The following is a 23,619-nucleotide window of genomic DNA, read 5'->3' on the forward strand; positions in this document are numbered from 1 at the left end:
ATGGCGAGGCGTCCGGCAAAGACAGGCGGATCGATCGCGCGCGGCGGCGGCGTTGCCCTTGGCGAAGCTGTATTCCGCTCGCTGTGCGAGGCGCTCCAGGCCGGCAGCTACCGCGCCGGCGACCGCCTGCGCGAGGAAGAGGTCGCGCAGCGGCTCAAGGTCAGCCGCACCCCGGTGCGCGAAGCGCTCGGCCGGCTCGCCGCACGCGGTTTCGTCGAGCCCGCCGGCGGACGCGGGCTGATCGTGCGCAATCTCGACATCTCGGAAGTGCTCGAGCTCTACGCCATGCGCGAAATCATGGAAGGTGCCGCGGCGCGCCTCGCCGCCGAACACGCTTCGGCGCCCGAGGTCGATGCACTCTGGGATATCGAGCAGGCTTTTGTCGAGACCTCCGCGACCAACGTCGCCGAGATGGCAGGAGAAATGGCAAGGCTCAACCGCGCCTTCCACGAGGCCATCTGCCGCGCCGCGCGCAACCGCTATCTCGACAACGCCTCGCGCGAATTGCAGGACTGGATCGCGCTGCTCGGCCCGACCACCTTCACGGTGACGGGACGCCCTTCGACCAGTCACGGCGAGCACCAGGTCATCATCGAGGCGATCGCCGCGCGCGACGGCGACAAGGCCGAGCAGCTTGCGAGGGCACATATCCGCGAGGCGCTGCGCTGCCGGCTGAAGCTGCTGCAGAAGCAGTAAGCGCGTGACGCTCAGGCCACGACGTCGACAACGACCGCCCTCAACGCGTCCCGCACATCGGCCGGCCTCAGCCGCACCTGCAAGCCGCGCTGGCCGCCATTGAGATAAACCTGATCATGCCCGAGCGCGCTCTGTTCGATCACGGTGCGCACGGGCTTGCGCTGGCCGAACGGGCTGATGCCGCCAACCTTGTAGCCGGTGACGCGCTCAGCCTCGGGCGGCTTCATCATCTGCGCCGACTTGCCGCCCGCGGCAGCGGCCAGCTTCTTCATCGAGACCTCCTGGTCGGACGGCACGATCACGCAGACCGGCTTGCCATCGACCAGCGCCATCAGCGTCTTCAGGACGCGCGCGGGGTCCTCAGCCAGCGCAGCGGCCGCCTGCAGCCCGATGCTCTCGGCGTCAGGATCGTAGTCGTAGGCATGGACGGTGAAGGCAATACCGGCGGCCGTGAGCGCGCGTGTGGCTGGGGTGGCTTTGGACATGGGTCACATCTACCACCGTCATTGCGAGGAGCGAAGCGGTGGGGGGTGTAATTGCCGCCACACATCCGCTGTCGTCCCCGCGCACGCGGGGACCCATAACCCCAGGGAGGAGTTTGGCGAAGGCTCGACGTTTGGTACTAAGACCGTCCGCAATCGAGAAATCACGCGGTATGGGTCCTCGCATTCGCGAGGACGACAGCGGAATTTGGAGGCGCTATGCCGCCAAACCCCGCTGGGAGGAGGTCTTCCCTACTCCGCCGCGTCCCGCATCTCCGCGCGTTCGGCTCTGGCCGCGCAGAACTTGAATTCCGGGATCTTGCCGAACGGATCGAGCGCCGGGTTGGTCAACAGGTTCGCCGCCGCCTCTGCGTAGCAGAACGGCATGAACACCATGTTCTCCGGCACGTCGCGGTCGGAGCGGACCTTGACCTCGACGGCGCCGCGGCGAGTCTCCAGGCGAATGAAATCGCCCGGCACCAGCTTCTTCTTGTGCATGTCCTTCGGCGACATGAACGCGACCGCCTCGGGCTCGATCTGGTCCAGCACCTGCGCGCGGCGGGTCATCGAGCCGGTGTGCCAGTGCTCCAGCACGCGGCCGGTCGACAGCACCATCGGATATTCGGCGTCGGGGATCTCGTCGGGCGGGATGACCTTGGCCGGCACGATCTTGCCGCGGCCGCTCGCGGTCGGGAAGCCCGTGGTGAAGATGATCTCGTTGCCGGGCTGGTCCGGACCGTCGACCGGATAGGTCACCGCGCCTTCGCGCACCAGCCGCTCCCAGGTGATGTTCTTCAGCGACGGCATCAGCTCTGCCATCTCGGTGAAGACGTCGCCGGGACCGGCATAATTCCACGGCAGGCCCATGCGCTTGCCGATCTCCTGGATGATCCAGAGATCCTGTCGCGCATCGCCCGGCGGCTTGATCACCTGGCGCGCGAGTTGCACGCGGCGATCGGTGTTGGTGAAGGAGCCCTCCTTCTCGGCGAAGGCCGAGGCCGGCAGGATCACGTCGGCGTGGAACGCGGTCTCGGTCACGAAGAGGTCCTGCACCACGAGATGGTCGAGCATGGCGAGCGCGTGGCGCGCGTGCTGGAGATCGGGGTCCGACATCGCGGGGTTTTCGCCCTCGATATACATGCCCTTGATCTCGCCGGCATGGATCGCGTTCATGATCTCGACCACCGTGAGGCCGCGCACGGGATCGAGATCCTGCTGCCACAGCTTCTCGAAGGCCCCGCGCAAGTCGTCGCGGCCGACCGGCTGGTAATCCGGCAGGAACATCGGGATCAGGCCGGCATCGGAGGCGCCCTGCACGTTGTTCTGGCCGCGCAGCGGATGCAGGCCGGTGCCGGGGCGGCCAACCTGGCCGGTGATCAGCGCGAGCGCGATCAGGCAGCGCGCATTGTCGGTGCCGTGGACGTGCTGGCTGATGCCCATGCCCCAGAAGATGATCGACGATTTTGCCCGCGCATAGGCGCGCGCAACCTCGCGCAGCGTTTGCGCCGGGACGCCGCAGATCGCCTCCATCTTCTCCGGCGTGAATTCCTTGATCTTCTCCTTGAGGTCCTCAAAACCCTCGGTGTAGCCGGCGATGTACTGGTCGTCGGTCAGGCCTTCAGTGATGATCGTGTTGATCATCGCGTTCAGCATGGCGACGTCGGAGCCGGGCTTGAACTGCAGATGCTTGGTCGCATGGCGCGACAGCGTCTGCCGGCGCGGGTCCATCACGAACAGCTTGGCGCCGTTCTGCTTGACCGCGTTCTTGATGAAGGTCGCGGCGACCGGATGGTTTACGGTCGGGTTGGCGCCGATCACGATGATGACCTCGGCGTCCATCGCCGCGGAGAACGGCGCCGACACGGCGCCCGAGCTGAGACCTTCGAACAGCGCCGCCACCGACGAGGCGTGGCACAGCCGGGTGCAGTGGTCGACATTGTTGGAGCCGAAACCGGTGCGCACCAGCTTCTGGAACAGATAGGCCTCTTCGTTCGAGCCCTTGGCCGAGCCGAAGCCGGCGAGCGCCTTCACGCCGTTCGTGTCGCGGATCTTGACGAGACCCTTGGCCGCGATGTCGAGCGCCTCTTCCCAGCTCGCTTCGCGGAAATGCGTGAACGGATTGGCGGGATCGACCTGGTCGTTGGCATCCTTCTTCGCATTGGGCAGCCGCACCAGCGGCTTGGTCAGGCGGTGCGGATGGTGGATGTAGTCGAAGCCGAAGCGGCCCTTCACACAGAGGCGGTTGCGATTGGCAGGGCCATCGCGGCCCTCGGCATAGATCACCTTCTCGTCCTTGACCTCGTAGGTCACCTGGCAGCCGACGCCGCAGAACGGGCAGAGCGAATCCACCTTCTTGTCCGCGTAAGTCACGCGGGTCTGCTTCTCGTCGAGCATCACGGCCGGCATCAATGCGCCGGTCGGGCAGGCCTGAACGCATTCGCCGCAGGCGACGCAGGTGGACTCGCCCATGGGATCGTCGAAGTCGAACACGATCTTCGAGCCATGGTTGCGATAAGCCATGCCGATGACGTCGTTGACCTGGACCTCGCGGCAGGCGCGCACGCACAGGCCGCACTGGATGCAGGCGTCGAGGTTGACGCGCATCGCCGGATGGCTGGCGTCGGTTGCCCAGCGCTCGGCGGCCGGGAAGCGGCTCTCGGTGACGCCTGTCGTCTCGGCCCAGTGCCAGAACTTCGAATCCGGATCGTGCGAAGTCTCGCGCGCCGGCTGGTCGGCGACCAGCAGCTCCATCACCATCTTCTGCGCCGACACCGCGCGCGCGGATTCGGACTTCACCTTCATGCCGACCGACGGCGTACGCTTGCAGGACGCGGCCAGCACGCGCTCGCCCTCGATCTCGACCATGCAGGCACGGCAATTGCCGTCAGGCCGATAATCGGGCGCGGGCGAATAGCACAGATGCGGGATCTCGCGGCCCTGGCGTTTTGCGACTTGCCAGATCGTCTCGCCGGGATTGGCTTCGACCTGCTTGCCGTCGAGCTCAAACGTAATCTTGGTCATTCGGCCGCTTCCTTGAACTCGTCAGGGAAATATTTGATCACGGTGGCCAGCGGATTCGATGCCGCCTGTCCAAGCCCGCAAATCGAGGCATCGCGCATCGCCTGGCTCAATTCTTCCAGAAGTGCGCGGTTCCACACCGGCTTCTGCATCAGCAGCGCCGCCTTCTGGGTTCCGACGCGGCACGGCGTGCACTGGCCGCAGCTCTCGTCCTCGAAGAACTTCATCAGGTTCAGCGCCGCCGCACGCACGCTGTCCTTCTGCGACAGGATCACGATCGCGGCCGAGCCGATGAAGCAGCCGTATTTTTCCAGCGTGCCGAAATCGAGCGGGATGTCGTCCATCGACGCCGGCAGGATGCCGCCGGACGCGCCGCCCGGCAGGTACGCATAGAATTGATGGCCATCGGCCATGCCGCCGCAATATTCGTCGATCAGCTCGCGCACGGTGATGCCCGCGGGTGCGAGCTTCATGCCGGGATTTTTCACGCGGCCCGAGACCGAGAAGCTGCGCAGGCCGTGACGCTCGTGGCGACCATGGCCCTTCCACCAGTCGGCGCCCTTCTCGACGATGTCGCGCACCCACCACAGCGTCTCGATGTTGTTGATCAGCGTCGGCAGGCCGAACAGGCCGACCTGGAACGGATAGGGCGGCTTGTGCCGCGGCAGGCCGCGCTTGCCCTCGATGCTCTCCAGCAGCGAGGATTCCTCGCCGCAGATGTAGGCGCCGGCGCCGCGGCGCATGTGCAGCGTCGGGCCGCCCGGAGGAAGCTTTGCGATCTCGCGCTCCAGGATCTCGCGTGAGGCCGGATATTCGTCGCGCAGGTAGATATAGACATCGGAGGCCTGCACCACATGCGCGCCGATCAGCATGCCCTCGATGAAGCGATGCGGATCGCTTTCGAGATAGACGCGGTCCTTGAACGTGCCGGGCTCGCCCTCGTCGCCGTTGATCGCCATCAGCCGCGGGCCGGGTTCACCGAGCACCGCGCGCCATTTGCGTCCCGTCGGGAAGCCAGCGCCGCCGAGGCCACGCAGCGAAGCGTCGTCGAGCGCCTTCAGCAGATCGTCCTTGGACAACTCGCCCGAGCGCAAACGGTTGAGCAGCTTGTAGCCGCCATCAGCGACATAGGCGTCGTAGTCGACATATTTGGGCAGATGCGCGTGGGTGTCACCGGCCTTCGCGGCCGCCATCACATTGGCGACGGTCGCATGATCGACGAAGTTGTGGCCGACTTCCGCGGCCGGCGCGGTGTCGCAGCGGCCGACGCAGGGCGCGCGGACGACGCGGATGCCGGGACCCGATGCACTCTGCAAATCCTCGAGCAGCTTCTCACCGCCGAGCATCGCGCAGGTCAGCGAATCGCAGACGCGGATCGTCAGCGGCGCAATGTCAGGCTCGCCCTCTTTCACCACATCGAAATGCGCGTAGAAGGTCGCGGTCTCGAACACCTCGGCGAAGGCGAGCTTCATCTCGTCGGCGAGCGCGGCGAGATGCGCGGCCGAGATCTGATGATATCTGTCCTGGATCAGGTGCAGATATTCGATCAGGAGATCACGCCGCCGCGGCCTGTCGCCGAGCAGCTGCTCGATCTCGTGCGCGGCGGTGGGATCGACCTGCCGTCCCTTGGGCGTGGCCTTGGCTCGCTTGCGTCCCTCACCGGGATGCTCGAACGGGCGGACCTTGTGCACGTCGTGGCTCATCGATTCGTCTCGATCTCGACTGTAGAACGGCTCTACTTCTAACTTCTGGCATGCCAGATGCCAAGCAAATTATCATGCTTGCGGAAGCAGTTAAGCGCAGCCCAAGGACAACCCTGGACCGCTGCCCGGACCCGGCTTTACCGTTCGTCCAACATCCAGCTGATCAAACGAAGCCTGAATTGGCCTGAAGATCAATAAAGGCTTCTTATGCTGCGATAGCGAAATCGCATCGAGTTCCCGCCCCGAGGCGACAGGTGACCTCGCCATGACTGGTGCTGGCGGGTCAGCTTTTGCCCATGCACTCCTCGATATAGAACCAGCGATCGTCGCCCGCGAGGCCCTTGGCCTTCACGTCCTTGCGGCAGTCCTTGAGCTTCGACTTGTTGGCGCTCCACTTGGCCTTCATGTCCTTGAGCTTCTGCGCGGTCAGCTTGATCTTGCCAGGCTTGGCCTCGGTCGCGGCGGGCGGCGTTACAGCCGGTGCCGCGGCGGTCTGTGCGGATGCGGATTGCAGGGCGCCGGCGACGAGCAGCACGGCGGCGGCACAAACGAGCTTACGAACCATCGAATTCCCCCAGGGTAGTTTTGAAACAATCGAAATGAGCGGCGGGAGCGCGCATGGTGCGCTCCCGCCGCGATGAACGTGCGATCAGAAAATCTTGACCGCGCTCTCCAGCGTCTTCCAGACGCCCCAAGCGAGCGGCACGCCGACGAAGGCCCAGAACAGCGCCGCATTGGCGTCCAGACCGCCCTTGCCGATGCCGAACGAGCCGTGCTGGACCGACGCCTCGCTCTTCGCACTGGCCGCCTGCAGGCGGGCCACCTCCTCGTGGCTCATGTTCCACTTCGGATCGACCGGCTTGATCATATAGTTGCAGATCAAACCGGCGATCAGCATGGCGCACAGGATGTACATCGTCGTGTTGTAGAGCTGGTCACGCGGCACACCTGCCGCGAGCTGGAACTCGCGGATGTAGTTGACCACGACGGGGCCGATGATGCCGGCAGTGGACCACGCCGTCAGCAGCCGACCGTGGATGGCGCCGACGAACTGCGTTCCGAACATGTCGGCCAGATAGGCCGGCACTGTCGCGAATCCGCCGCCGTACATCGACAGGATGATGCCGAAGCCAAGCACGAACAGCAGCTTCGAGCCCATCGCGGCAAAGGTCGGCGCCAGTGCGTAGAGCACGATGCCGAGGATGAAGAAGGTGTAGTAGGTGTTCTTGCGCCCCATGAGGTCCGACATCGACGCCCAGAAGAACCGGCCGCCGATGTTGAACAGCGACAGCAGGCCGGCGAAGCCGGCGGCGATCGCCGCGATCGATGCCTTCTGCTCGACCGAAAGCTGGCTGAACGTCAGCTCCGGATGCCCGATCAACTTGCCGGCGAAAATTTCCTGCAGCATGGGCGAGGCCATGCCGATCACACCGATACCCGCCGAGACATTCAAGCAGAGCACCCACCAGATCAGCCAGAATTGCGGCGTCTTGTGCGCGTTGTTGAGGTGCACATGGTGCTCGGTGATCATCGACTTCTTCTCGCTCGGCGGCGTCCAGCCATCGGGCTGCCAGCCGGGCGGTGTCACCCGATACGAAAAGGCACCGATCGTCATGAAGATGAAATAGATCACTCCCATCACGACGAAGGTCTGCCAGACGCCGACGTCCGTTGCGGTCTTGAAGTAGTTGATCAGCAGATTGGCGAGCGGCGCACCGATCATCGCACCACCGCCAAACCCCATGATGGCCATGCCCGTCGCCATGCCGCGGCGATCGGGGAACCATTTGATCAGCGTCGACACCGGCGAGATATAGCCGAGGCCGAGCCCGACACCGCCGATGACGCCGGCCCCAAGCCACATGATCCAGAGTTGATGGACGTAGACGCCGAAAGCGCCGATCAAGAGGCCGCCGCCCCAGCAAAGCGCGGCAACGAAACCTGCCTTGCGCGGGCCGGCACGCTCGAGCCAGCCGCCCCAGATCGCGGCAGAGACGCCGAGCAGGACGAAGAACAGCGTGTACATCCAGCCGAGGCTTGCGACCTTCCAGTCGCACGTCGTGGTGAACAGCTCCTGCCACAGCGAGATGTCGGGGCAAGCCTTGCTCTGCGTGATGCCGATCGCGCGCGACAGCGGCAGCCAGAACACCGAGAAGCCGTAGGCCATGCCGATGCAGAGATGGATGCACAGCGCAGCCGGCGGCACCAGCCAGCGATTGAACCCGGCCTTCGCGATCGTGCGTTCACGATCGAGGAAGCCGGAAGCACCAACCGGTGCAAGAACGGTATCGGCAGTCGTCATAAGCATTCCCTCCCAAGCGCGGCCTTGCCGGCATATCGGTTTGCGACCGGTCGTGTGCGTGCTTGGCAGCCGCGCATGACAGGTCGGACTTCATTCATGCCGAAGTGGAATCGTCTGGTGCGCATCGCGTCTTGTGCGCCGGGCAAGCAACTGATCGCGAGCGATGTCCCTTCGCCTCGCAAGCAGCGTTGCCGTGACCGCTATCGCGCCCTCATCCCCCTCAACACCCTGTCTTGAGATGAGCAACGCGCGTGCCAGAAGTCGCATCGTGATGATTCAACGACTTCCCGCAGCGCAATGTGCCGTGCCGGACAGAATGTCCTGAATCCCGGGACAAAATGTCCAATCAGGTCGCTTCCGGCAGCCACATCGTGAAGGCGCTCCCGGAACCGAGGTGGCTTTCGGCCGTGATCTGTCCACCCTGGCGCTTGATCAGCGTCTGGCTGATGGAAAGGCCCAGTCCGGTGCCTTGCCGCTGTTTCGTGGTGTAGAAGGGGTCGAATATCTTTTCGATCACCTCAGTGCTCATGCCGATGCCGGTGTCGGCGACCTCGATGGCGACGCCTTGATGGCCGTCGCGCTCGGCATCGAAGGAGCGGAGCGTCAGGGTTCCGCCCTCCGGCATGGCGTGGATCGCGTTGACGATGAGATTGACCAGGACTTGCTGCAGCTCGTTCCGGTTCATCAGCACGAGCCGGCTGGCGCGGTCGTCCCTGACCACGGCGATCTCGGTCTTGTTCAGAAGATGCTGCACCAGCGGCAGAGAGTCGGAGATGACGCTCGCCGGCGCATGGCGCTCGACATAGCCGGCATATTCCTCCGGCCTTGCAAACTGCAACAGCTTGGTCACGATCTGGCTGATGCGGTGAATCTGCTCGTCGAGCAGGCGAAACTCGACCTTCGCCTTGTCGGCATCGGCCCCGAACACGCTGCGGATGACGTCGAGATTGCCCTGCATCACCGCGATCGGATTGTTGATTTCGTGCGCAACGCCGGCGGTGATCTCGCCGATCGCAGCCAGTTTCTCGGACATGATGAGCTGCTTGGTGGTTGCCTCGAGCTTGAGATTGGCGTGCTCGAGGTCCCGGGTGCGCTCCAGCACGCGGACGTTCAGCTCCTCGTTCCATTCCCGGAGCTGTCGGTCGCGTTCCTGGATCTGGTCGAGCAGGTTGTCGAGATGAACCGCGACGCGGCCGATCTCGTCACCCAACACCGGCATCTTGGTGCGGGCGGAGAGGTTCCCGCGCTCCACCTCGCCGATCGTCGCCGTGACGCGCTCCAGCGGCATGAAGATGGAGGTCGCCCAGCGCAGGAAGATCGGTACGGTCGCAGCGGTGATCGCGATGAACGCTGCGATGATGATCACCAATGTCTGGTATTTGGCTTCGCTGAACGGCTTCTCCAGAAAGCCGACATAGAGCATGCCGACCCGCTTGCCATAACTGTCGACCAGCGGCTCGTAAGCGGAGATGTACCAGTCATTGACCACGAAAGCGCTGTCGAGCCAGGTGTGCCCCTCACCCAGCACGGCCGAGCGCACCGCCGCCGACACGCGCGTGCCGAGCGCGCGCCGTCCCTCGAACAGACGCACGTTGGTCGATATCCGCACGTCGTCCAGGAACAGCGTCGCGGTGCCCTGGCTGCCCTCCGGCAGGCTCGCCGCGCGGTAGACGAGATCGTTGATCGTGTCGATGAATTCGAGGTTCTGGTTGAGCAATGTGCCGCCGACCAGCGCAGCGGCGCCCCCGTCAGGCAGCATCGCCCGGCTCGCCGCGTGCACGACCATGCCGCGCGTCTCCGTGCTGCGGTCGGTCGGCACTGCGTTCGGGGTCGGCACGAGGTCCAATCGCGCACGCTCGGCCAGGGCCGGCGAAATTGCGGCGAGCTCGTCATTGCCGAAAATATCGACACCCGTCGCGGGGACCTGGCCCGACAGCGCCGACATGATGATCGGCCAGTCACCTCTCGGTTGACGCTGCAGCGGGGGCGATGAGGCGAGGACGTCGCCGCGATCGTTGGTCAGATACAGGAAATCGAGACCGATCTCCTTGCGGGTCTCGTCGAGCAGGTCCCGGAGCGAGCCGTGCGCATCAGGCGCCAGCACCTCCTGGAAGCGGGCCGACAGGCTGAGCGCCCGGATCTGGACGCCGGTCTTTTCCAGGATGCGGGCGAGATATTGATGGGCGATGGTGAGATCGCCGTTCACCTTGGAGATCAGGGCCGCGTCGAATTTCGCGTTCCAGCGATAGATTGCAACGCCGAGCAGGAGCGGCAGGATGACCAGCATCGGCAGCAGAGCGATCGCGAGCAGCCGGAAGCGGACGGAGCGACCCCGCACGAGCTCGCCGCTGCGGCGGGCGCTATCAGACATCCCATAACGCGCATTTGCGGTCGATGGTCTTGCGCGAGATACCGAGACGCCGCGCCGCCTCCTCGCGATTGCCATGGACCTCCTTCAGCACGCCGAGAATGTGACGGCGCTCGAGCTCCGCGAGACTGTCGGCAGGTGCCGACTGGCCGTCGTTGCGCGGACCGGCGAAATCGTCGGGGAAGGCGCCGAGGATCAGCGTGCGCTCGATCAAATTGCGCAGCTCGCGCACATTGCCCGGCCAGTCATAGCTTGCGAGCGCCGCCCGCACCGAGGCGTCGATCGGCACCGGCGGCATGCCGAGCTGAGCCGACAGCTTGCTCATGAAGATGGCGGCAAGCTCCTGGACGTCATCGCCGCGATCCTTCAGGAGCGGCAGGTGGATCTGCATCACGTTGAGCCGGTAGAACAGATCGGCTCGGAAACGGCCCTTCTCGACCTCTTTCTGAAGCTCGGCATTGGTTGCGAAGATGAAACGCAGGTCGACCGGAACTTCACGCTCGGAGCCAACCGGACGGACGCGGCGGTCTTCGAGCACGCGAAGCAGCTTGCTCTGCATCGGCAGCGGAAGCTCCCCGATCTCGTCGAGGAACAGCGTGCCGCCGTGCGCGTACAGGAACAAGCCCTCACGCCCCGAATCGGCGCCGGTGAAGGCGCCCTTGATGTGTCCGAACAGCTCGGCCTCGATCATCTCGGGCGGGATCGCCGCGCAATTCACGGGCACGAAGGGCTTGTCGGCGCGGTCGGACAGCGAGTGGATCGATCGTGCCGCCACTTCCTTGCCGGTGCCGGATGCGCCGGTGAGGAGAACCGAGGTCGGCAGGCGTGCAACGCGCGCGATGGTCTCACGCACGCGCAGCGTCGCGGCCGACTGGCCGATCAGGTTGTCGCGCAGAAAGGTGCGGTCGGACGAGGCACGCAGGGCGTAGCGCAGGACATAGTTCTCGCGCTGGAGGCGGACACGGTCGAGGCATCGTGCCACCGCGTTGAGGATCTGGTTGGAGCGGAACGGCTTGAGCACGAAATCGGCCGCACCGGCGCGCAGGGCCTGGATCGCGGTGTCGAGGTCGGCATAGGCGGTGATCAGGATGGCGTCGGCGAAGAAGCCGACGGCGCGCTGCTCGGCGAGCCAATCGACGCCATTCTTGCCTGGCATGATGTTGTCGAGAATGACGACGTCGTAGCGATTGGAATCGAGCTTGCGCGAAGCCTGATCGGTATCGGCCGCCTCGTCCACCAGCTTGCAGCGCGGTCCAAGCGTGCGCACCAGGAAATTGCGCATGCCCGGCTCGTCGTCGACGACCAGGATGGAGGCCTGCGCCAGCGCGCCGAACTCCGGCCCTGCGGCCGTCTTGCCGGGCTTGGCGGCAGGCTCGCGGCTCACCGCAGGACCTGCGGCAGCGCTTGCCCTCGATGTTGAGAAAGTCATGCCCGACGTCTTAGGTTTGAGATCATCCATCGGCGCCTTTCGCATTGCAGCGAAGTTCCGGCCGTGTCCCGTGCAGGCAACATAGTCAAACGTCGCCGCCGTGAATATTCGCCTTTCTACGGGGCGTCGCTCTTTTCGACCAGGAACACGATGCGCGCCTCGTTGCGCTCGGTGATCTCGACCTTGTCGCCGGTCTCGCGGATCAGGTTCGGAATGTCAATCACCGACAAGGGATCCGTACAGTGCACTTCGAGCTGATCGCCCGGCCGCAATGGCTTCAGCGCCTTGCGCGTCTTCAGGGCGGGCAAAGGGCATTTCAACCCGGTGAGATCGAGCGTCGTTCTGGTCATGGGCACAACATGGCGGGACCGATCGATGACGTCAACGCGAGGCCTTTAGAGCAGATCGGCATAGGACAAGAAGCCCACGTCCTGCCCCGGCTCGACATTCGTGATGTCCTCGCCGAGTTCGACGAGGCCGTCGGTCTCGACCAGCGAGGACAATAACCCGGCTCCCTCGCGCGGAAACTTGACGACTTCCAAGGCCCCGTCCTGCGCCCGCCGCACGGAGACGCGAACATATTCGCGCCGGCCTGGCTTCTTCTTGTAGGTGAATGCCGCCCGCACCGGGATCGGCAGAGGCGGCTCCGGCACGCCGCCGGCGAGCGCCAGCACCGTCGGCCGCACCACATGGACGAAGGTCACGAAGCTCGCGACGGGATTGCCGGGCAATCCGATCAGGGGCGTGCCGTCGATGATGCCCATCGCCACGGGACGGCCCGGCTTGATAGCCATCCGCCACAGCACCAGCGAGCCGATACTCTCGACCGCCGCCTTGACGTGGTCCTCCTCGCCGGTCGAGACGCCGCCGGTGGTGAGGATCAGGTCATGACGACCGGCCACCTGCTTCAAGCCATTCGCGAGTGAAGTCCGTTCGTCGCGCAAGATGCCGAGATCGCTGACCTCGCAGCCAAGCCGGCGCAGCATCGCCATCAGCATGAAGCGGTTGGAATCGAACAGCTGCGAGGCCGCGCGCGGCTCGCCGGGCGAAGCCAGCTCATCGCCGGTCGAGAACACCGCGACACGGATTCGCCTGACGACATCGAGGCGCGTCAGCCCGAACGCCGCGGCAAGCGCGACGTGCTGCGGCCGCAAGCGCTGGCCGGCGCGCAGCGCGACGTGCCCCTCAGGGATGTCTTCGCCCGCGGGGCGGACATTGGCGCCGGGCTTCAGACCCGGCGGCAGCACGATCTTGCCGGAATCGTCGATGCGGACGTCCTCCTGCATGAAGACGGTTTCGGCATCCGGCGGCATCGGCGCGCCCGTGAAGATGCGCGCAGTGTGCCCGGGCTTGATCGGCGCCTGTGCAAGGCCGCCGGCCTGGATACGGCCATCGAGCGGGAATGCCCGCTCCGCGCCTTCAGGAATGTCGGCGTTGCGCACGGCGTAGCCGTCGACGGCCGAGTTGGTGAAGGGCGGCAGCGGCAGGGGCGCTGCGACATCGCGCGCCAGCACGCGCCCGTCCGCCTCGACCAGCGCCACGGTCTCCAGATCGGCGATCGCATTGACGCGCGTCGTGATCAGGCCAACGGCCTCGTCGACCGACATCATCGGGCCGCCGAAGGCAAAGCAATCGTCCGACAGTTGCGCCATGGTGCCTCGTCAGCGCATCGCAGCGCTTTTAGCGACCACTTCCTCGACCGGCATCGCCGCGCGCAGCAGCAATGCTGCGGCTGCCGCGATATCGTCGAGATGGACAGTTGGCAGCCCAGTGTCAATGGCGGTGTCCGCCGCGATCCCGGCAATCCCGGGATCGTCGGGAAACAGCAACGGCTTGCCGTTGGCCGCGCGATGCACCTCGATCTTGCGATGCGGCTCGCGCTTGAAACCTTCGACCACGACGAGATCGACCGCGGACAGCTTGCCCAGGAGTTCCGGCAGCCGCGGCTCCGCGGCCCCGCGCAATTCGTGCATCAGGGCCCAGCGGTTCGACGACGCCACCAGCACCTCGGCCGCACCGGCCTCGCGATGGCGCCAGGAATCCTTGCCGGGCACGTCGACGTCGAACTGGTGATGCGCATGCTTGATGACGGAGACGCGCAGCCCCTGCGCGTTGAAATGCGGGATCAACCGCGTCAACAGCGTGGTCTTGCCCGCACCGCTCCAGCCTGCAAGGCCGATGACTTTCATCGCAACTCGATCTCCGCCAGCCGTGTCATGCGGCCGGAACCGCCTTCTCCCTCGTCGTGAGCATGCTTATATCGGCTTGACCCGAATGTCATGCTAACCTCGCCGCCATGATGAAGATCGACAAAGCCCCGGTGCCCCTGATCCTCCCCAACCCGGGCGACCCGCGCCTGACCCAGAGCGTGACCGGGACCGACCAGACCGGCGCCAAGGTCGAGATCAAGGTGCCGATGGAGCGGCCGCTGACGCTCTACCTGAATTCGCAGGAGATCGTCACCATGATGACGATCGGCGATTACCCCGAATATCTGGCGCTCGGCTACCTGCTGAACCAGAACATGCTGAAATATAATGACGAGGTCACCGAGGTCGAATACGACGACGACCTCCAGGTCGTCGTCGTTCGCACCGAGCATCACACCAATTTCGAGGCCAAGCTGAAGAAGCGCACGCAGACCTCGGGCTGTGCGCAGGGCACCGCCTTCGGCGATCTGCTCGAAGCCGTCGAGAGCGTCGCACTGCCGAAGGCCGAGCTGCGCACGTCCTGGCTGTACCAGATGACGCAGACCATCAACACCATGCCCTCGCTCTATCTGGAGGCCGGGGCGATCCACGGCTGCGTGCTGTGCAAGGAAGGCACGCCGCTCTGCTATACCGAGGATGTCGGCCGCCACAACGCCGTCGACAAGATCGCCGGCTGGATGTACCGCCACGGCGTCGACGCCTCCGACAAGATCCTCTACACCACGGGGCGGCTCACCTCGGAGATGGTGATCAAGACGGTCCGCATGGGAATTCCGATCCTGGTGTCGCGCTCCGGCTTCACCGCCTGGGGGGTCGATCTTGCAAGGCAGGTCGGGCTGACGCTGGTCGGACGCACCCGCGGCAAGCGCTTCATCGCGCTCGCCGGCGAAGAGCGCATCGTCTACGACCAGGACCTCGCTTACGTCGAGGAAGAGTCGGCGAAGCACAAGCGCAAGGGTGAAGCTGGTGACGACTGAATTTCCGCCGACGCAAGGCGTGCTGCTCGCCGGTGGCCTCGCCCGCCGCATGGGCGGCGGCGACAAGCCGATGCGCACCATCGGCGGCCGCACCATCCTTGAGCGCGTGATCGCGCGCCTCTCGCCCCAGTGCAGCGGGCTGATCCTCAACGCGAACGGCGATCCCGCGCGTTTCGCCGCGTTCGGCCTGCAGGTCGTCGCCGACGACGTGCCCGGCTTTCCCGGTCCGCTCGCCGGCATCCTCGCCGCGCTTGACTGGACCGCGGCGAACCGGCCGGGTGTCGAATGGGTGCTCAGCGCCGCCGGCGACTGCCCGTTCCTGCCGCGCGATCTGGTCGCGCGGCTGCATGAGGCGCGGAGCCAAGAGAACGCGCAGCTCGCGGTCGCCGCATCAGGCGAGCAGTCGCATCCCGTGATCGGCCTGTGGCGCGTCGCCTTGCGCGACGAGCTCCGGCACGCGCTGGTCGTCGAGGACCTCCGCAAGATCGACCGCTGGACGGCGCGCTATCCGCTCGCGACGGTGACGTGGCCGACCAAGCCGCTCGATCCGTTCTTCAACGCCAATACGGTCGAGGATATCGCCGAGGCGGAACGGCTGGCGGCACTGGACGACGCATCCTAAAGGGATGATTCGGAAAAGTACGCAGCGGCTTTCCGAAAGATCATCCTCAAACGACAACCTAAAGCGCTAGGACGATTCTTCCCGATCTCATCGCGCTTTAGCCAAGGCCCGCTCACGAGCTCGTTTACGCCGGCCGGAATCCCGCCCGCTCCAGCGCGGCGCGCGCCTCATTCGAGCCAAGTGCGTCGAGAAAAGCCCGCACCGCCGGCCGGTCTTTGCGCGCGCTTACCAGCGCAAAGTCATAGTGCTCTTCCGCGAGCGGGATGAAACCGAGGCCGGCCGCATGCGCGACCGGCGCGATGGTCATGCCCCAGTCAGCGCGGTGCTGCGCGACGGCCGCCGCAACAGCATTGTGCGACCGCGGCTGGTTCCAGTAGCCTTCCGGCCGCGCACCGCCGAGCAGCCGGTCGATCAGGATGCGCGTGCCGGCGCCCTGGTTGCGGTTGACCATGATGCAGGCGGGATCAACGAGAGCAGCGGCGACCGCCTCGTTCGCACCGAGGCCCTCGAAACGCCTGTCGCCCTCGCGGAAGACAATGCCCTGCATCCGCCGCCAGCCCGGCACGAGCTCGAGGCCCTCGACGAGATAGGGCGAGTTGTAGGTCTCGCTCTTGTCATCGAACAGATGGATCGGCGCGAAATCACATTCGCCGCGCTTTGCGGCCGCGAGTCCGCCGAGGCTGCCGACGGCGATCGAGCGCACCGTCAGACCGGCATGTGCGAGCTGTGCGGTGACGAGATCGAGGCCGGTGCAGTGGCTGCCGACGATGGCGAGATCGGGCACGCGCACGTGCGGCGTGAACAGCGTCACCTCGGCTTCGGTCCCGGCCGGCATCTGGTCGGCGAGCGCATCGATCCGCAAAAAGCCATCGGCCTGCGCGAAGGACGTGATCGCGCCAGACCCCTTGCCGGAGGGATAGGCGATCAGGCCATCCCTGCTTTCGACCAGCGAGACCATGATGAATTCGGTGCGGCCGAGCTCGGAAGCAATGCGCACCGGCACGGTCGCGCTCACCTTGGCATCCGAGCGCGGCGGCAGGCCGGCCAGCTTGCGCAGCACCGGCACGATCATGTCGTGGAAGGTGAACATCGCCGAGGTTGGAAAGCCCGGCAGGATCACCACCGGCTTGCCGTCACACACCGCAAGGCACAGCGGCTTGCCGGGCTTGAGCGCAACGCCATGCGCGATGATGCCGGGCTCACCGAGCCGGCCGATGATGCGATGGGACAGATCGCCGGCGCCTTTCGAGGTACCGCCCGACAGTACCAGCATATCGGACTCGGCGAGCGCGCTGCGCATTGCGGATTCGAGTTTCGCCTCATCATCTGGAATGGCGCCGAGGAAGACTGCCTCGCCACCGTTCTCGTCGATCGCAGCCGCGACGATCGCGCCGTTTGTGTCGTAGATCGCGGCGGGCGGAAGAGCCCCGCCGGGTTGGACCAGCTCGTCACCGGTGGAGATCACGGCGACACGCGGCCTGCGCGCGACGATCACCTCGGCGATGCCGCACGCGGCCAGCATGCCGATCTCGCGCGAGCCGATGATGGTGCCGGCGCGCAGCAGCGCCTCGCCGCGTGCAATATCGGATCCGGCGTACGACACGAATTGCCCGGGCGAGACCGCCCGACGCACGTCGATCGCATCAAGGCCGGCCGGCTGGGTGTGCTCGACCATGACGACCGCGTCGGCACCACGCGGCAACGGACCGCCGGTGGCGATCGGCGTTGCGGTTCCCGCCGCCACCTGCAGCGTCGGCGCGGTGCCGCAGTGGATGGTCTCGCCGTTCAGCGTGAGGCGCCGAGGAGTGCCTTCGCCAGCCGCCGCAAGGTCGGCCGAGCGCACGGCAAAGCCGTCGACATTGGAGCGATCGAACGGGGGAACGTCGATCGGCGCGGTGATGTCTACAACGAGCGCCATGCCGAGCGCATCGCCGAGCTTACGCATTTCGCTCGGAACGGCGCGCGGGAACAACGCAGCCTCGAAGCGCGCCAGGGCCTCCTCGCGCGAGAGGATCTTGAGGAACTGCTCCTGTTCGAGCGCGCTGCGGATTTGCGATTGCGGGTTCGTCGACATGCCAAAACCCATATCATTCCCACATCAGATAGGCATCGACCGGCACGCCTGCCGCAAATCCCTCGTGGCTGTCAGGAATGAGCAGCCATGCATCCGCACCGGCAATGGCCTGGAGCGGCCATTCGCCCACGGCGAGCGGCGTCCAGCCGTGATGTTCCCTGGCCAGCAAAGCGATCTCGGCGATGCCGACGCTGGATGCGATTTTTCGCGCAAGCGGCAGGCTCACCCACCGGCGCGGCCGGCGCCCCGATAATCGGTCGATGAGCGGAAGCACGAGCGCGAGCCACGCCGCGAGTGCATGATCCGGCGAGCCCGGCAAGGCGACGACGGGAACCTTTCCGAGCTTGGCGACCGCGGCAGTCCGCCCGGGCTGAAGCGCAAAACCGTGGGCGATCACATCACCGCGCTGAGCCAGCGCCGTGACGGCCGCATCGGCGCGACCAACGCCGCTGCCGCCGACCGTCAGGATCAGATCGCAACAGGATATATCGAGCGCATCGGCAATCGACGCCGCATCGCGCGCGCCGGCCTCATGCGTCTTCACATCCAGTCCCGCAGCGCCCGCGATCCCGGCGATCATATGCATCGTTGCCGTTGCACCCGGCACGTTGACGATGCTCAGCCGGGGCCGCCGTACGCCGAGCTTGTCCAAACCGGCAACGCGCGCGAGCAGCAGATCGGCTGCGGCGACCGGATGGCCCTCGGCGCCGGCCGGCGTGCGCTCGGCGATGTCGCTGCCGCCACGCCTGACGCCCTGCCCCGGCACGCCCTCCGCCAGCACCTGCACGAGCGGCCCCGATGCATCGACCGCGTCGGCATCGAGTACACAGTCGCAGCCGTCGGGCATCGCGTCACCGGCTTCGACCCACACGGGCGCTTGTGTCAAAGGCAGCGGCGAGTAAGAGGACGCGCCAACGAGATCGTTGGCGCAGAGCGCCCAGCCGTCCGCGGCGGCGATGTCGTGATGCGGATGGGCCGCAAGCAGCGGCGTGCCCGCCGCGATGCAGCCGGCCGCTTCGCTCAGCGGCAACTCCACCGGTGCAAGCGGTTCAAGCCCGCTCAGCAACGCGGCGAGCGCAGTGTCGAGCGGCGTCAGCGATGGCGGCAGGCGCTGGGTCATGCGCCATGGTGGACCATGCATCGCCCGGTTTGGCAACCGCCGGCGATGCCGACGTCAACCGCCCGACCGATCCGCATTGGGAAAGAACAGCTGCTGCCCGTCGACCTTGTAGCCGGCGATCGCCGCCTGCCCCTCGGGCGAGATCAGCCAGTCGATGAAGGTCTGCCCCAGCTCCTTCTTCACGTTCGGAAACTTCTCGGGGTTCACCAGCATCACGCCGTACTGATTGAGCAGCCGCTTGTCGCCTTCGACGACGGTGTCGAGATCGCCGCGATCCTTGAAAGAGATCCAGCTGCCGCGATCCGACAGCACATAGGCATTGGCGGCGCGCGCGGCGTCGAGGGCCGAGGCCATGCCCTGGCCGGCCTCTCGGTACCAGGCGCCCTTGGCAGCCGCGATGTCGATGCCGGCGACGATCCAGAGCGCGAGTTCCGCAGCGTGGGTGCCCGACCGATCGCCACGCGTCACGAACGGCGCGCCCTTGGCTTCGATCGCCTTCAGCGCCGTCGCGATGTCCTTGCCCTTGACGCCGGCGGGATCGCTCTTCGGTCCGATCAGCACATAGTCGTTGTACATCACGTCGAACCGCTTCACGCCAAACCCGTCGGCGACGAATTTCTCCTCCTGCGGCCGCGCATGCATCAGCACGACGTCGGCCTCGCCCCTTCGCGGCCCGTCGAGCACCTCGTCGGCGCGCCGCGCGATCACCGTCACGTCGATGCCGGTCTTGTCGCGGAAGATCGGCAGCAGATAGTCGAGCAGGCCGGAATCCTGCGTCGATGTGGTCGAGGCCAGCACGATGGCGCGGTCTTCCGCGGATGAGGCCGCGACGCCCGCGGTGAGGCCGCAGAACAGCGCGAATGCAACGGACAGGCGGCCCATGATCAGGTTCCCATTGGCTATGACGCGATCATGATGATGATCGATTGCGCCGCACTCGTGACGCGTTTGCGCGCTGCGGCGTCCGCGATGCGGACAACAACAGATTGAATGCAAATCCAGCCACTACCGGCGGCGGGATTCGCCCGCGAGGCGGCAATCGCGCGGCTCGGGAAATTTCGGCAACGCAGATCGCCATCCGATTGCGATCGCCGGCGACGAGCGCACCAAGCGCATGCTGCAGGATCATTCACCAAAGCAAACGACGCGCGTGAGGATGTGTTGCAAAGCAGCGAGATGATCAGGCATGGTCCCGGCGGACGAGAACTTGAAATGCAGAATTCCACCTGCGTCGAACGTCAAAAAGAAGCAAGAATTTGCATAGGAATGCAGGATGGAATTCCTGACGACCAGCGAAGCCGCCGACTATCTTCGGCTCGGCGAACGCAAGCTCTACGAACTCGTCACCACCGGCGCGATCCCCTGCACCAAGGTGACCGGGAAGTGGCTCTTCCCGCGACACGAGCTCGATCTCTGGGTGCTCTCGGGCCTCGCGCGTCCGGCCGGCATGCTGATCGCGGAGCCGCCGCCGGTCGTGGGCGGCAGCCAGGACGAGCTGCTGGATTGGAGCCTGCGCGAATCCGGCTCGGGCCTGGGATCGATGAGCGAGGGCAGCGTGCGCGGGCTCGAGCGCTTGCAGCGCAACGAGGTGATGGCGGCGGCGATACACTTCCACGGCCTGGATGCTTCCGACGATCTCACGGGGGATGCCAGTGTCGAAGCGCTGCGGGCCGCTCCGGATTTGCATGATGCGGTGCTGGTCGCGTTCGTGCGCCGCGAGCAGGGGCTCGTGCTGCCGCAAGGCAACCCCAAGCACCTGCACGGCCTGACCGACGTGCTCGCGCTCGGCGCCCGGATGGCGATGCGGCAACAGGGCACGGGCGCGCAGATGCTGCTCGATGTGCTCCTGAAGCGCGCGGGCGCCACGACGCGGGATTTGCGGCGGGTCGAGACGCCGGCCCTGACGGGGCCGGATCTCGCCGAACTGGTCCGCGCCGGCCAGGCCGATTGCGGCATCGCCACGCGCGCCGCGGCGCGTTCGGCCGGCCTCGATTTCGTGCCCCTGGTCTGGGAGAATTTTGACCTCGCAATGCGGCAGCGCAGCTATTTCCGCCCTGCCATGCAGGCCTTGATCGGATTCCTGAACGAGCGGCGGCTGCGCCAGCGCGCCGAGGAGCTGACCGGCTACGATCCCTCACCCGCAGGACAGATCCGCTTCGCAGCCTGACATTGACGCCCGCCCCAAAATAGTTGCAAAAGAAACCAATTCAGCCGGGCATACCCGGGGCAACACCGGCCAACGCGCCGGATCAGGGGAGGACAAGCGTGAACCCAACGAGATTTGGACTACCGGTCGCGGCCGGCTTTGCAGCGACGTTCCTGGCGGCGACGCTGATGTCGGGCGCGGCATCGGCGCAGGTTTCCGACGACCTCGTCAAGATCGGCGTGCTCACCGACATGAACGGCCCGGCCTCCGCGCCGACCGGTCAGGGCTCGGTGACAGCGGCGCAGATGGCGATCGACGATTTCGGCGGCACCGTGCTCGGCAAGCCGATCAGCGTTGTGGTCGGCGACCATCAGCTCAAGGCCGACATCGGCGCCTCGCTCGCGCGGCGCTGGTTCGACGTCGAGCAGGTCGATCTGATCGTCGACGTGCCGGTCTCGGCGGTCGGGCTCGCGGTGCAGAACATCGCCAACGAGAAGAAGCGGCTGTTCATCACCCACTCCACCGGCACCGCCGATTTCCACGGCAAGTTCTGCTCGCCTTACGCGATCCAATGGGTGTTCGACACCCGCGCGCTCGCGGTCGGCACCGCGGACGCGGTGGTCAAGCGCGGCGGCGACAGCTGGTTCTTCATCACCGACGATTACGCCTTCGGCCATTCGCTGGAGCGCGATGCGTCGGCGGTCGTCACCGCCAATGGCGGCAAGGTGCTGGGCTCGGTGCGGCCGCCGCTGGCAACGCCGGACCTGTCCTCCTTCGTGCTGCAGGCGCAGGCTTCCAAGGCCAAGATCATCGGCATTGCCGCAGGCCCCCCCAACAACATGAACGAGATCAAGACCGGCTCGGAGTTCGGCGTGTTCAAGGGCGGCCAGCAGATGGCGGCGCTGCTGGCGCTGATCACCGACATCCACGGCCTCGGCCTGCAGGCGGCGCAAGGCCTGCTGCTGACCACCTCGTTCTACTGGGACATGGACGACAAGACCCGCGAATGGTCGAAGCGCTACTTCGCCAAGATGAACAAGATGCCGTCGATGTGGCAGGCCGGCGTCTACTCGTCCGTGATGCACTATCTCAACGCCATCAAGGAAGCCGGCACCGACGATCCGCTCAAGGTCGCCGCCAAGATGCGCGAGAAGCCGATCGAGGATTTCTTCGCCCGCAACGGCAAGCTCCGGGAGGACAATCTGATGGTGCACGATCTCTGGCTGGTGCAGGTGAAGACGCCGGAGGAGAGCAAATATCCGTGGGACTATTACAAGATCCTCACCACGATCTCCGGCGACAAGGCGTTCGGTCCGCCGGACCAGGCGTGTGCGATGGTGAAGAAGTGAGATTGGCGAGTGGCGAATAGGGAGTAGCGAATGGGGATGCTTCCATTCGCTATTCGCAACTCGCCACTCGCTATTTCACCACACCTATCTCGCGAAAATACTTCATCACGCCCGGATGGATCAGCTCCGGCCTCGGCGCCGCCGCCACCGTGTTCGACGCGGTGGTCTCGCAGGCCTGGGCGAGCTTCTTGCAGAAATCCGCCTCGACGCCGTGCAGTGTCTTCGCCAAGCGATAGGCGACGTCATCGGACAGGTCCTCGCGCGTGAGGACAAAACTCCAGGAGCCGAGCGAGGCGATCGGCGCGTCCTGCTTCGGATAGCTATTGGCCGGCACCAGCAGCGGCTTCAGGAACGCATGCTTGGCGCGGATGCGCGTCATCTCTTCAACGCTCGGCGCGATGAAGCGCGCGCCTGACGCGCTCGATGCGACCGCGGCAAAGCCGGGCCAGCCGATGCCGGCGCCCCACAGCGCGGCGACACGGCCGTCCTCGACCATCGCGGGGCCGTCGCCGGCGCGATCGAGATAGATGGCCTTGAAGTCCTCATCCTGCCTCAACCCGAGCCCATCCAGCACATAGCGCGCCAGGATCGGCAGGCCCGAGCCCTTGGCGCCGAACGCCACGGGCTGACCGACGAGATCGCGGATCGTCTTGTAGGGACTGTCCGCGCGCACCACGAACATGCCGGGGTTTGAATAGATCGCCGTGAGAATCTTCAGCCGAACCGGCGCACGCCCGATGCCGGCAAAGGCCTCATAGGCCGGCTCGCCCGCGACCAGCGCGAGATCGAGCTCGCCCTTCTCCAGCAGCGGAATGTTCTCGTTGCTGCCCTTGGTGTTGCGGGGCGCAATGGAGATGTGCGGATCGGCCGCGTTCATCACTTCGGCAAAGGCGTTGCCATAGAGCGGGAAACCGCCGCCGGGCGTCGCTGTGCCCAAACTGATCGCCGTGGTCGAAATGGCCGTGCCTCCGGTTTGAGCGGCAGCGGGGCTTGCGAGCAGCACTGCAGCAAGAGCGATCATCGCGAATCTCATGGTCATTCCCGGCGGGCCTGCGTCAACACCGACTTGCGGCGATGTAGGCAGCGGCCCGAATTTGTGAAAGCATGTCGCCCAACGACAATA

The 23,619-nt window shown here is 65.6% G+C and carries 19 protein-coding genes; 5 read left to right on the forward strand and 14 right to left on the reverse strand.

All coding sequences use genetic code 11. The features are described from left to right. The gene (locus AABA86_RS21190; protein ID WP_338308276.1) at positions 1 to 696 is read left to right on the forward strand and encodes a GntR family transcriptional regulator; all 696 of its coding nucleotides are present in this window, start codon (positions 1 to 3) and stop codon (positions 694 to 696) included. 11 nt (positions 697 to 707) lie between these two features. Here AABA86_RS21190 and ybaK read toward each other — a convergent pair whose 3' ends face one another. From ybaK to mobB, 10 genes are all read right to left on the reverse strand, one after another. After that, a complete protein-coding gene (gene ybaK, locus AABA86_RS21195) occupies positions 708 to 1,181 on the reverse strand; it encodes a Cys-tRNA(Pro) deacylase (protein ID WP_338308278.1) in 474 nt (157 codons plus the stop codon). A gap of 249 nt (positions 1,182 to 1,430) precedes the next feature. Next, entirely contained in the window at positions 1,431 to 4,199 is a 2,769-nt protein-coding gene (gene fdhF, locus AABA86_RS21200; RefSeq protein ID WP_338308280.1) for a formate dehydrogenase subunit alpha, read from the reverse strand. After that, positions 4,196 to 5,899, reverse strand: a complete 1,704-nt coding sequence (locus AABA86_RS21205) for an NADH-ubiquinone oxidoreductase-F iron-sulfur binding region domain-containing protein (RefSeq protein ID WP_338308282.1) — start codon at positions 5,897 to 5,899, stop codon at positions 4,196 to 4,198. The genes fdhF and AABA86_RS21205 overlap by 4 nt, the downstream gene beginning before the upstream one ends. A 283-nt stretch (positions 5,900 to 6,182) precedes the next feature. Next, a complete protein-coding gene (locus AABA86_RS21210; protein ID WP_212251139.1) occupies positions 6,183 to 6,464 on the reverse strand; it encodes a hypothetical protein in 282 nt (93 codons plus the stop codon). Positions 6,465 to 6,548: 84 nt separating this feature from the next. Continuing rightward, positions 6,549 to 8,201 carry an OFA family MFS transporter gene (locus tag AABA86_RS21215; RefSeq protein ID WP_338308284.1) on the reverse strand — a complete coding sequence of 551 codons (1,653 nt, stop codon included), beginning with the start codon at positions 8,199 to 8,201 and terminating at the stop codon, positions 6,549 to 6,551. A 346-nt stretch (positions 8,202 to 8,547) separates the two neighbouring features. Next, positions 8,548 to 10,572 (reverse strand): sensor histidine kinase, encoded by a 2,025-nt coding sequence (locus AABA86_RS21220; protein ID WP_338308285.1) that lies wholly within the window; start codon positions 10,570 to 10,572, stop codon positions 8,548 to 8,550. Further along, positions 10,565 to 11,998, reverse strand: a complete 1,434-nt coding sequence (locus AABA86_RS21225; protein WP_212251133.1) for a sigma-54-dependent transcriptional regulator — start codon at positions 11,996 to 11,998, stop codon at positions 10,565 to 10,567. Before AABA86_RS21225 ends, AABA86_RS21220 begins: the two co-directional genes overlap by 8 nt. Positions 11,999 to 12,114: 116 nt before the next feature. Next, complete coding sequence (locus AABA86_RS21230; protein ID WP_183710984.1) at positions 12,115 to 12,348, reverse strand: sulfurtransferase TusA family protein; 234 nt, start codon at positions 12,346 to 12,348, stop codon at positions 12,115 to 12,117. A 45-nt stretch (positions 12,349 to 12,393) separates the two neighbouring features. Continuing rightward, positions 12,394 to 13,650, reverse strand: a complete 1,257-nt coding sequence (locus AABA86_RS21235) for a molybdopterin molybdotransferase MoeA (protein ID WP_212251131.1) — start codon at positions 13,648 to 13,650, stop codon at positions 12,394 to 12,396. 9 nt (positions 13,651 to 13,659) lie between these two features. After that, positions 13,660 to 14,187 carry a molybdopterin-guanine dinucleotide biosynthesis protein B gene (gene mobB / locus AABA86_RS21240; protein ID WP_212251129.1) on the reverse strand — a complete coding sequence of 176 codons (528 nt, stop codon included), beginning with the start codon at positions 14,185 to 14,187 and terminating at the stop codon, positions 13,660 to 13,662. Between the two features lie 107 nt (positions 14,188 to 14,294). Here mobB and fdhD point away from each other — a divergent pair, with 107 nt between their 5' ends. Both fdhD and mobA read left to right on the forward strand, forming a co-directional pair. Then, a complete protein-coding gene (fdhD, locus tag AABA86_RS21245) occupies positions 14,295 to 15,185 on the forward strand; it encodes a formate dehydrogenase accessory sulfurtransferase FdhD (RefSeq protein ID WP_338308289.1) in 891 nt (296 codons plus the stop codon). Beyond that, positions 15,166 to 15,807, forward strand: coding sequence for a molybdenum cofactor guanylyltransferase MobA (mobA, locus tag AABA86_RS21250; RefSeq protein WP_338308291.1), 642 nt, complete (start codon positions 15,166 to 15,168; stop codon positions 15,805 to 15,807). Before fdhD ends, mobA begins: the two co-directional genes overlap by 20 nt. 124 nt (positions 15,808 to 15,931) lie before the next feature. Here the strand turns inward: mobA and AABA86_RS21255 are convergent, their stop codons facing one another. From AABA86_RS21255 to AABA86_RS21265, 3 genes are read right to left on the reverse strand one after another with little or no spacing between them, the layout of a single operon-like run. Beyond that, on the reverse strand, positions 15,932 to 17,881 hold the full coding sequence (locus AABA86_RS21255) for a molybdopterin biosynthesis protein (protein ID WP_338308293.1): 1,950 nt from the start codon (positions 17,879 to 17,881) through the stop codon (positions 15,932 to 15,934). Positions 17,882 to 17,894: 13 nt separating this feature from the next. After that, the gene (locus AABA86_RS21260) at positions 17,895 to 19,001 is read right to left on the reverse strand and encodes a molybdopterin-binding protein (RefSeq protein ID WP_338308294.1); all 1,107 of its coding nucleotides are present in this window, start codon (positions 18,999 to 19,001) and stop codon (positions 17,895 to 17,897) included. A gap of 54 nt (positions 19,002 to 19,055) precedes the next feature. Then, the gene (locus AABA86_RS21265; RefSeq protein ID WP_338308296.1) at positions 19,056 to 19,883 is read right to left on the reverse strand and encodes a substrate-binding domain-containing protein; all 828 of its coding nucleotides are present in this window, start codon (positions 19,881 to 19,883) and stop codon (positions 19,056 to 19,058) included. A gap of 391 nt (positions 19,884 to 20,274) precedes the next feature. On the opposite strand from AABA86_RS21265, the gene AABA86_RS21270 reads away from it, so the two are divergent. Both AABA86_RS21270 and AABA86_RS21275 read left to right on the forward strand, forming a co-directional pair. Beyond that, the gene (locus AABA86_RS21270) at positions 20,275 to 21,168 is read left to right on the forward strand and encodes a helix-turn-helix transcriptional regulator (RefSeq protein ID WP_028142263.1); all 894 of its coding nucleotides are present in this window, start codon (positions 20,275 to 20,277) and stop codon (positions 21,166 to 21,168) included. Positions 21,169 to 21,266: 98 nt separating this feature from the next. Next, positions 21,267 to 22,496 (forward strand): ABC transporter substrate-binding protein, encoded by a 1,230-nt coding sequence (locus tag AABA86_RS21275; protein ID WP_212251117.1) that lies wholly within the window; start codon positions 21,267 to 21,269, stop codon positions 22,494 to 22,496. 70 nt (positions 22,497 to 22,566) lie between these two features. Here the strand turns inward: AABA86_RS21275 and AABA86_RS21280 are convergent, their stop codons facing one another. Continuing rightward, entirely contained in the window at positions 22,567 to 23,529 is a 963-nt protein-coding gene (locus AABA86_RS21280; RefSeq protein ID WP_338308298.1) for a TAXI family TRAP transporter solute-binding subunit, read from the reverse strand. Between the last annotated feature and the right edge of the window lie 90 nt (positions 23,530 to 23,619).

Source organism: Bradyrhizobium sp. TM233 (assembly GCF_036247965.1).
Lineage (GTDB): Bacteria > Pseudomonadota > Alphaproteobacteria > Rhizobiales > Xanthobacteraceae > Bradyrhizobium > Bradyrhizobium ottawaense.